This is a genomic window from Micromonospora sp. DT178 (genome assembly GCF_049841695.1).
GTDB lineage: Bacteria > Actinomycetota > Actinomycetes > Mycobacteriales > Micromonosporaceae > Micromonospora.
In genome coordinates, this window is the sequence record NZ_JBNCKV010000024.1 from 63,598 (window position 1) to 72,811 (window position 9,214).

Consider the following 9,214-nt stretch of genomic DNA (forward strand, 5'->3'; position numbering starts at 1 on the left):
CGACCCCCGAGGAACCGATAGCGATGCTGATGACCGACGTCCTGATCGTGGGCTACGGCCCCGTCGGTGAGATGCTCACGATCCTGCTGGCGCAGCGAGGGCTCACCGTCACGGCGGTCGAGCGCTGGGCCACCCCGTACAACTTCCCGCGCGCGGTCTCGTACGACGGGGAGGCGAGCCGCATCCTCGCCGCCGCCGGCGTCGCCGACCGGCTCGGCCCGGTGGTGGAGTCGTCGGGCGAGTACACCTTCAAGAACGGCTTCGGCCGCACCCTGCTGCACGTCAAGGTGACCGGCGACGGCCCGATGGGCTGGCCCGACTCGGTCTCCTTCTACCAGCCCGGGCTGGAGGCGCTGCTCGCCGAGCGGGGAGCGGAGCTGCCGGGCGTGACGGTGCTGCGCCCGTACCAGGTGACCGGCCTGGTGGAGCACGACGACCGGGTCGAGGTCACCATCGCCGGGCCGGAGGGCGAGGAGGTCCACGCGGCCCGCTGGGTCGTCGGCTGCGACGGGGCCAACAGCTTCGTCCGGGAACACCTGGGCAGCGGCGTCACCGACCTCGGCTTCACCTACGACTGGCTGGTCTGCGACGTGGTGCCGCACGAGGCCCGCGAGTTCAAGCCGAACAACCTCCAGGTCTGCGACCCGGCGCGCCCCCGCACGGCCGTGTCGGCCGGCCCGGGGCACCGGCGCTGGGAGTTCATGCGGGTGCCGGGGGAGAGCCGGGAGGAGTTCGAGACCGTCGAGAGCGTGTGGCGGCTGCTCGGCCTCTTCGACATCACGCCCGACAACGCGACCCTGGAGCGGTACGGCGTCTACACCACCCAGGCGTGCTCGGCCGACCGTTGGCGCTCCGGCCGGATCCTGATCGCCGGCGACGCCGCGCACGTGATGCCGCCGTTCATGGGCCAGGGCATGAGCTCGGGTTTCCGGGACGCCCTCAACCTCGCCTGGAAGCTCGACCTGGTGCACCGCGGCCTGGCCGACGAGGCGCTGCTGGACACCTACCAGGAGGAGCGCTGCGCGCACGTGCAGCACGCCATCCGGATGTCCATGGACTCGGGCACGGTGATCTGCGAGACCGACCGCACCGCCGCGGCCGGTCGGGACGCCGTCATGCTCGCCGAACTGCGCCGGCGCACCTCCCGGCCGCGCACCCGTTCACTGCTGGAGCCCTTGGCCGGCGGGGTCCTGCACGGCCGTACGGCCGACGCCCCCGGCGCGGGCGTGCCGATGCCGCAGGGGCGCGTCGAGGTCGACGGTCGCGCCGGGCTCTTCGACGAGGTCGTCGGCACCGGCTTCGTCCTGGTCTGCGCCGAGGACCCCGACGGCCTGCTCGACGCGGACGCCCGGGCCTTCCTGGACTCGCTCGACGCCCGGGTCGTCCGGGTCGTCCCCGCCGGCGCGCCCGCCCCCGGGCCCGGCGCCACGCCGACCGCCTTCGACCTCGACGACGTGTACCTGTCCCACCTCAAGCGGTACGACGCAGTGGCGGTGCTCGTCCGGCCCGACTTCTACGTCTTCGGCACGGCCGCCGACCCGGCCGGTGTGCCCGCGCTCGTCGAGGACCTGCGCCAGCAGGTCCGGCGCGGCTGATCGGCATCCATCCACCGGAAGGAACCCACATGTTCGAGAACCTGAAGATCGCCGGCCGGGCGATCCGCACGGTCTTCACCGCCGACCCCATCACCCGGGTCCGGCGTTTCTACGAGATCCAGTCGCCCGACGTGGAGTTCGCGGCCCGCCGTACCCACTACATGAACGTGGGCTACTGGGAGGACGGGGTCACCGACCTCGACACGGCCGCCGAGGCGCTGGCCGACAAGCTGGCCGACGCCGCCGGGCTCAAGCCGGACGACACCGTGCTCGACGTGGGCTTCGGCTACGCCGACCAGGACTTCAAGTGGCTGCGCGAGCGCCGGGTCGCCAAGGTGTACGGCCTGAACATCACCCCGCACCACGTCGAGGCGGCGCAGCGCCGGGCGCAGGAGGAAGGGCTCGCGGACCGGACCGACTTCCGGCTGGGCAGCGCCACCGAACTGCCCTTCGAGGACAACACCTTCGACCGGGTCGTCGCCCTGGAGTCGGCCTTCCACTTCTACCCGCGCAGCGCGTTCTTCGCCGAGGCGCTGCGGGTGCTCCGCCCGGGTGGCGTGCTGGCCACGGCCGACATCATCCCGGTCAGCGGGGACGTCGTGCGGGCGGCCATCCAGTCCGGCCCCCTGAGCTTCGTCAAGTTCAGCATCCCGAAGGAGAACTGGCACGACCGGGACACGTACCGGCAGGAGCTGGTCGAGGCCGGCTTCGCCAACCCGGAGGTGCACTCCATCAAGGACCGCACCTGGGAGGGCTGGCGGGCGTACATGGCGGGACGGACCAACGACCCCGAGTTCCGCGCCGTCGTCAAGCCCGCCGTGCGCAAGAGCATGGCCGCGCACTGGAAGAACCAGGACCTCATGAAGCGCGAGATGGCGCAGCTCGACTACGTGATCGCGGTCGGCCACAAGCGGTGACGCCCCGCACGGACGAGGGGCCCGCCGACCGGTCGCGACACCGGTGGACGGGCCCCTCGGCCGTGGAGATCAGATGGCCGACGCCCCGGTCAGGGCCGTCGAGATGGCCCGCAGGACCGCCGGCTGGTGCTCGGCCAGGAAGAAGTGCCCGCCCGGGTAGACCTTGAGGTCGAACGCCCCGGTGGTGTGGGTCGACCAGGCCTTGGCCTCCTCGACCGTCGTCTTCGGGTCGTCGTCGCCGGTGAAGACGGTGATCGGGCAGCTCAGCGGCGGACCCGGCCGGTAGGTGTAGGTCTCCGCGGCCCGGTAGTCGCTGCGGATCGCCGGCAGCGCGGCCCGCAGCATCTCCGGGTCCCCGAGGATGGCGGAGTTGGTGCCGCTCAGCTTCCGGACGTCGGCCAGCAGGCCCTCGTCGTCGAGCAGGTGCACCGTCTCGTGCCGCGCCTGGGACGGCGCCCGGCGCCCGGACGCGAACACGTGCGCCGCCGTGCCGCCGTCCTGCTCGATCAGCCGGGCGAGCTCGAAGCCGACGCTGGCCCCCATGCTGTGCCCGAAGATGGCCACCGGCTCGTCCAGCCACGGCCGCAGCACGGTGTGGACCTCCCGCGCGAGCTGGTGGATGTCACCGATGCACTTCTCGTGGCGCCGGTCCTGCCGGCCCGGGTACTGGATCGACAGCACCTCGACGGCGGGGGAGAGGCTGCGGGAGACGGGAAAGTAGAAGCTGGCCGACCCGCCGGCGTGGGGCAGGCACACCAACCGCCTGGCGCCACCCGGAGCCGGGTGGAAGCGTCGCACCCACAAGCCGTTGTCGGTATCTGGCGTGGTCATCCCTTGGCGGTCCTTCCGGCGGCTGCGGTTCGCGACCGGATCGACACAGACCCGGTCGAGGCGACGCTAGTGCGACGGGTGGGGACCGGACACCCCTAGCTGGCCCGTTGCCTGGTTAGGGGTTGTCCGCGCTCGCGCACACCCAATAACTTCTCCCCGCAGATGGGGATCTGCGTGGCTCTCGGCCGAGCGAGCCGAACGACAGATACAGGTGTCGCCTGAGACTTCTGCGCATTCGTACCGTCGCTTACGTCGAGTCTCCGCCGTGAATCGCGATGGGCTGGGTTGATGGACACCGAAGAGAAGCTCCGGGAGTACCTGAAGAGAGTCACCGCCGACCTGCGGCGGACCCGGCAACGGCTCCGGGACGTCGAGGCCGAGGCGCAGCAACCGATCGCGATCGTCGGCACCGGCTGCCGGTTCCCCGGCGGGGTACGCACGGCCGAGGAGCTGTGGGACCTCGTCGCGGCCGGCGGCGACGCCATCGCCTCCTTCCCCACCGACCGCGGCTGGGACCTGGACACGCTCTACGACCCCGAGCGCTCCCGGCCGGGCACCTCCTCGGTCCGCGAGGGCGGATTCGTGCCCGACGCCGCCGAGTTCGACCCCCGGCTGTTCGGGGTCTCGCCGCGCGAGGCCCTCGCGATGGACCCGCAGCAGCGGCTGCTGCTGGAGACGTCGTGGGAGGCCGTCGAGTCGGCGGGCATCGACCCCACCAGCCTGAAGGGCGCCCGCGTCGGGGTCTTCGCCGGCATGACCCACAGCGGGTACGCCCACCCGCCGGAGACCCCGCCGGCGGGCGTCGAGGACTACCTGGGCCTCGGCAACGCGGGCAGCATCGCCTCGGGGCGGGTGGCGTACTCGTTCGGGTTCGAGGGCCCGGCGGTGACGGTGGACACGGCGTGTTCGTCGTCGCTGGTGGCGTTGCACCTGGCAGTGCAGGCGCTGCGCTCCGGGGAGTGCGACCTCGCCCTGGCCGGTGGCGTGACGGTGATGCCCACCCCGGCGGTGTTCGTCGACTTCACCCGGCAGGGCAACCTGTCCCCGGTGGCCCGGTGCCGGGCGTTCGCCGACGCGGCGGACGGCACGGCCCTCGCCGAGGGCGTCGGGATGCTGCTGGTGCAGCGCCTGTCGGACGCGCAACGCGACGGCCGTCAGATCCTGGCGGTGGTGCGCGGTACGGCGGTGAATCAGGACGGTGCGTCGAACGGGTTGACGGCGCCGAATGGTCCGTCGCAGCAGCGGGTGATCCGCCAGGCGTTGGCGTCTGCGGGGTTGTCGGCGGCCGACGTGGACGTGGTGGAGGCGCACGGCACCGGTACGACGCTGGGCGACCCGATCGAGGCGCAGGCTCTGCTGGCGACGTACGGGCAGGGCCGGGACGTGCCGCTGCTGCTCGGGTCCGTCAAGTCGAACATCGGTCACACCCAGGCCGCCGCCGGGGTGGCGAGCATCATCAAGATGGTCTTGGCGATGCGGGCGGGTGTGGTGCCGGCGACGTTGCACGTGGACGCGCCGTCGTCGCACGTGGACTGGTCGTCGGGTGCGGTGGAGTTGGTGACCGAGTCGCGGGCGTGGCCGGATGCGGGGCGTCCGCGTCGGGCGGGCGTGTCGTCGTTCGGCATCTCCGGCACCAACGCGCACGTGATCCTGGAACAGCCGGAACCCGCGACCGATCCCGAGGCCGGGGCGGAGCCGGCGGCGGGCCCCGTGGGGCTGCCGGTGCCGTGGGTGGTGTCGGGGCGCTCCGAGCGGGGCCTCGCGGGTCAGGCCGCGCGGTTGGCGTCGTTCGTGCGGGACCGGTCCGACCTTGCGCCGGTGGATGTGTCGTGGTCGTTGGCGACGACTCGGGCGGCGTTGGAGCACCGGGCGGTGGTGTGGGGCTCGGACGTCGACGAGCTGGCCGCCGGCCTGTCGGCGGTCGCCGAGGGCCGGGCGGCGGTGTCGGGTGTGGTGTCGGCGGGTCGTCGGGCGGTGCTGTTCACCGGTCAGGGCTCGCAGCGCGCTGGCATGGGCCGCGAGCTGTACGAGGCTTTCCCGGTGTTCGCGTCGTCCTTTGACGCGGTGTGCGCTGAGTTTGACGGGCATCTGCCGCGTGCGTTGCGGGAGGTGGTGTTCGCCGAGGCGGGTTCTGTGGAGGCCGCTCTGGTGGATCAGACCGTCTTCGCGCAGGCGGGCCTGTTCGCGGTGGAGGTGGCGTTGTGGGAGTTGTTGTCGTCGTGGGGTGTGCGTGCGGATTTCCTGGCGGGTCACTCGATCGGTGAGGTGACGGCGGCGTACGTGTCGGGGATGTTGTCCCTTTCCGATGCGTGTGTGTTGGTGGCGGCGCGGGGTCGGTTGATGCAGGCGTTGCCGTCCGGTGGGGTGATGGCGGCGGTCGGCGCGTCCGAGGCCGACGTGCGGGAGGCCATCGACGCTGCGGGTGCGGGCGTGGACATCGCGGCGGTGAACGGCCCCACGTCGGTGGTCGTCTCCGGTGCCGCCGACGAGGTCGCCTCGGTGGTGGCGACCGCCCGTGAGCGGGGTTGGCGGGTCAAGGAGTTGTCGGTCAGTCACGCGTTCCACTCGCGGTTGATGGACCCGATGCTGGACGAGTTCGCGTCGGTGGTGGCGGGGCTGTCGTGGCAGGCGCCGAGGACCCCGATCGTGTCGAACGTGACCGGTGGGGTCGCGGACGCCGCAGAGGTCACCGATCCCGGCTACTGGGTGCGGCACGTGCGGCAGCCCGTCCGGTTCGCCGACGCGGTGCGGACCCTGCACCAGCAGGACGTGACGCACTTCCTGGAGGTGGGCCCGGACGCCGTGCTCACCGCGATGGCGCAGGACTGCGTCGAGGCGACCGGCGACATCCGGTTCACCGCCACGCTGCGTGCCGGCCACCCCGAGCCCGACACGCTGCGCACCGCCCTGGCCGAGCGGTACGTCACCGGCGGCCACGTCGACTGGGCCGGGTACCTCACCGGCGCCGGGGCCCGGCCCCGCACCGTCGCCCTGCCCACGTACGCCTTCGACCACCAGCGCTACTGGCTCAACGTCACCACCGCCGACGCGGGGGCGCCCGGGCTCGGCGTCCGCCCCGTCGACCACGCGCTGCTCGACGCCGCCGTACGCGTGGCCGACGACGACGTACGGGTCTTCGGCGCAGAACTCTCCGCGCGGACCCACCCGTGGCTCGCCGAACACGTCGTCTGGGACTCGGTCGTGGTGCCCGGCGCCGCCCTGGTCGAGATGGTGCTGCACGCGGGCGCGCAGGTCGGCTGCGACGCGCTGGACGAGCTGACCCTGGAGGCGCCGCTGGCGCTCGCCGAGCAGGGCGCCCGGTTGGTGCAGGTGAAGCTGGGTACGGCGGACGAGGAGGGACGCCGGCCGGTCACCCTCCACTCGCGGTCCGCGGCCGACCCGGACGGGGAGTGGGAGCGCCACGCCGCGGGCGTCCTCGCCCCCGCCGCACCGCAGCCCGACGGGCCCGAGCCGTCGCCCTGGCCGCCCACGGCCGCCACCGTCGTCGCGGTCGACGAGGTCTACACCGAGCTGTCCCGCCTGGGCGTCGAGTACGGCCCGCTCTTCCGTGGCCTGCGCGCCGTCTGGCGTACGGACGACGAGGTGTGCGCCGAGGTGGCGGTGCCCGACGGCGCCGAGGTCACCGGCTTCGGCATCCACCCCGCACTGCTCGACGCGGCGCTGCACGTCGTCGGCCTGCTCGACTCCGACCAGGAGGCCTCCGGCGTACGACTGCCCTTCGCCTGGACCGGCGTCACCCTCTCGGCGGTCGGCGCGACCGCGCTGCGGGTGCGCGCCCGGCGCAGCGGCGGCGGCGTCACCCTGACCCTGACGGACCCGGCCGGCGCCCCCGTCGCCCGGATCGCCTCCCTGGTCTCCCGCCCCGTGACCGCCGACCAGGTACGCGGCGCCGGCGCGGGCGTCGACTCGCTGTTCGACGTCGCCTGGCAGGCCGTGCCCGCGGGCACCCCGGCGACCGGGCGCGCGGTGCTCCTCGGCGACGCCCCGGCCGACCTGTCGGGACTCACCCGGTACGGGCTCACCGAGCTGGCCGACGCGGTCGACGTCGGCCTGCTCGACACGGAGCTGGTGCTGCTCGCGGCCTACGCCGACGACGAGCGCGCCCCGGTCCCCGCCGCGACCCGCACCCGGCTCGCCGCCGTGCTGACCGCCGTGCAGGGCTGGCTCGCCGACGACCGGCTGGCCGAGCGGCGCCTGGTGGTGCTGACCCGGGGGGCTGTCTCCGCCGGCGCCGGCGGCCGGACGACCGACCTGCCCGGCGCCGCGGTCTGGGGACTGCTGCGCTCGGCCCAGGCGGAGCACCCCGACCGCTTCGTGCTCGTGGACCTCGACGAGGCGCGGCGACCGGAGCCCGACACGGTGGACCTGGTGGCCCGCGCGGTCGCCACGGGCGAACCCCAACTGGCGGTCCGGGACGACCGGGTGCTGGCGCCCCGGCTCACGCCCGCCGTCCTCGACCCGGCGCTGGCCGCCGAACTCGACCCCGACGGGACGGTCCTGCTCACCGGGGCCACCGGCGCCCTCGGCGGCCTGCTGGCCCGGCACCTGGTCGCCGCGCACAAGGTGCGCCACCTGCTGCTGGTCAGCCGGCGCGGGCCGGACGCCCCCGGCGCGGCGGAGCTGCTGACCGAGCTGACCGGGCTGGGCGCGCAGGCCCGGTTGGTGGCCGGCGACGTGGCGGACCGGGACTCCCTCGCCGCGCTGCTGGCCGGCGTCCCCGCCGAGCACCCGCTCACCGGCGTGGTCCACGCCGCCGGTGTCCTCGACGACGCGGTGATCTCGGCGCTGACCCCCGAGCGGGTGTCCGCCGTGCTCTCCGCCAAGGCCGACGCCGCCTGGCACCTGCACGAGCTGACCCGGGGGCGGAACCTGGCGATGTTCGTCCTCTTCTCGTCGGTCGCCGGCGTCCTCGGCGGGCCCGGGCAGGGCAACTACGCCGCCGCGAACGCGTTCCTGGACGGCCTCGCCCAGCACCGGCGCGCCGCGGGCCTCGCCGCCACCTCCCTGGCCTGGGGGCTCTGGGCCGCCGACAGCGGGATGACCGGCGCCCTCGACGCCGCCCAGCGGCAGCGGATGAGCCGCAACGGCCTCAGCCCGCTCGACACCGACCAGGCGCTGCGCCTCTTCGACGCCAGCCTGCGCGGCGGCCGCCCCCACCTGGTGCCGGCGCTGCTCGACCCCGCCGCGCTGCGCCGCCAGGCCGACGCCGGCCAGCTCCCGGCGCCGCTGCGCGGCCTGGTCCGGGCCCGGCGGCGCGTCGTCGACGGTGGCGGCGACGGCGGGCCGTCCTTCGCGCAGCGCCTGGCCGGCACGCCCGAGGCCGAGCGCGGCCGGCTGGTGGAGGACCTGGTCAAGGCGCAGGTCATCGAGGTGCTCGGCTACCCGCCGGCCACCGTCGTGCCCTCCGGGCAGACGTTCACCGGCCTCGGCTTCGACTCGCTGACCGCGGTGGAGCTGCGCAACCGGCTGACCGCCCTCACCGGGATCCGGCTGCCGGCGAGCCTGATCTTCGACTGCCCCACGCCCGCCGCCCTCGCCGACTTCCTGCTGGTCGACGCCGCCCCGCCGGCGCCCGAAGCGGGCCTGCTGGCCGAGCTGGACCGGCTGGAGGCCGCGTTCGCCGCGACCGGGCCGGAGGAGCTGGAACGACTGGCCGGCGACGACGAGACGCGGACCGCCGTGGCGGTCCGTCTCCGCGCGCTGGTCACCAGGTGGAGCGACGCCACCGACCGGCCGGCGGACGTCAGCCAGGCCCTCGACGACGCCTCGGACGACGAGCTGTTCGACTTCATCGACCAGAAGTTCGGCCGATCCTGACCACGAGTCCGCCGCTTGCCCCTTAGCGACAGG

At 74.0% G+C, this 9,214-nt stretch carries 4 protein-coding genes; 3 read left to right on the forward strand and 1 reads right to left on the reverse strand.

All coding sequences use genetic code 11. The features are described 5' to 3' along the window. Window positions 1–29 precede the first annotated feature (29 nt). Both ACLQ22_RS29805 and ACLQ22_RS29810 read left to right on the forward strand, forming a co-directional pair. Window positions 30–1,595: a bifunctional 3-(3-hydroxy-phenyl)propionate/3-hydroxycinnamic acid hydroxylase gene (locus ACLQ22_RS29805; protein ID WP_425695235.1), complete on the forward strand. Its 1,566-nt coding sequence runs from the start codon at window positions 30–32 to the stop codon at window positions 1,593–1,595. 29 nt (window positions 1,596–1,624) lie between these two features. After that, entirely contained in the window at window positions 1,625–2,512 is an 888-nt protein-coding gene (locus tag ACLQ22_RS29810) for an SAM-dependent methyltransferase (RefSeq protein ID WP_121397794.1), read from the forward strand. A gap of 69 nt (window positions 2,513–2,581) precedes the next feature. On the opposite strand, the gene ACLQ22_RS29815 is transcribed toward ACLQ22_RS29810, so the two are convergent. Then, on the reverse strand, window positions 2,582–3,343 hold the full coding sequence (locus ACLQ22_RS29815; RefSeq protein ID WP_425695236.1) for a thioesterase II family protein: 762 nt from the start codon (window positions 3,341–3,343) through the stop codon (window positions 2,582–2,584). 285 nt (window positions 3,344–3,628) lie between these two features. Between ACLQ22_RS29815 and ACLQ22_RS29820 the strand changes: the two genes are divergently transcribed. Further along, on the forward strand, window positions 3,629–9,181 hold the full coding sequence (locus ACLQ22_RS29820) for a type I polyketide synthase (RefSeq protein WP_425695237.1): 5,553 nt from the start codon (window positions 3,629–3,631) through the stop codon (window positions 9,179–9,181). The last annotated feature ends 33 nt before the right edge of the window (window positions 9,182–9,214 follow it).

What these genes read in the sequence shown, in the direction of transcription:
- ACLQ22_RS29805 (WP_425695235.1), top strand. Translation starts at nt 30, where the DNA reads ATGACCGACGTCCTGATCGTGGGCTACGGCCCCGTCGGTGAGATGCTC.
- ACLQ22_RS29810 (WP_121397794.1), top strand. Translation starts at nt 1,625, where the DNA reads ATGTTCGAGAACCTGAAGATCGCCGGCCGGGCGATCCGCACGGTCTTC.
- ACLQ22_RS29815 (WP_425695236.1), bottom strand. Translation starts at nt 3,343, where the DNA reads ATGACCACGCCAGATACCGACAACGGCTTGTGGGTGCGACGCTTCCAC.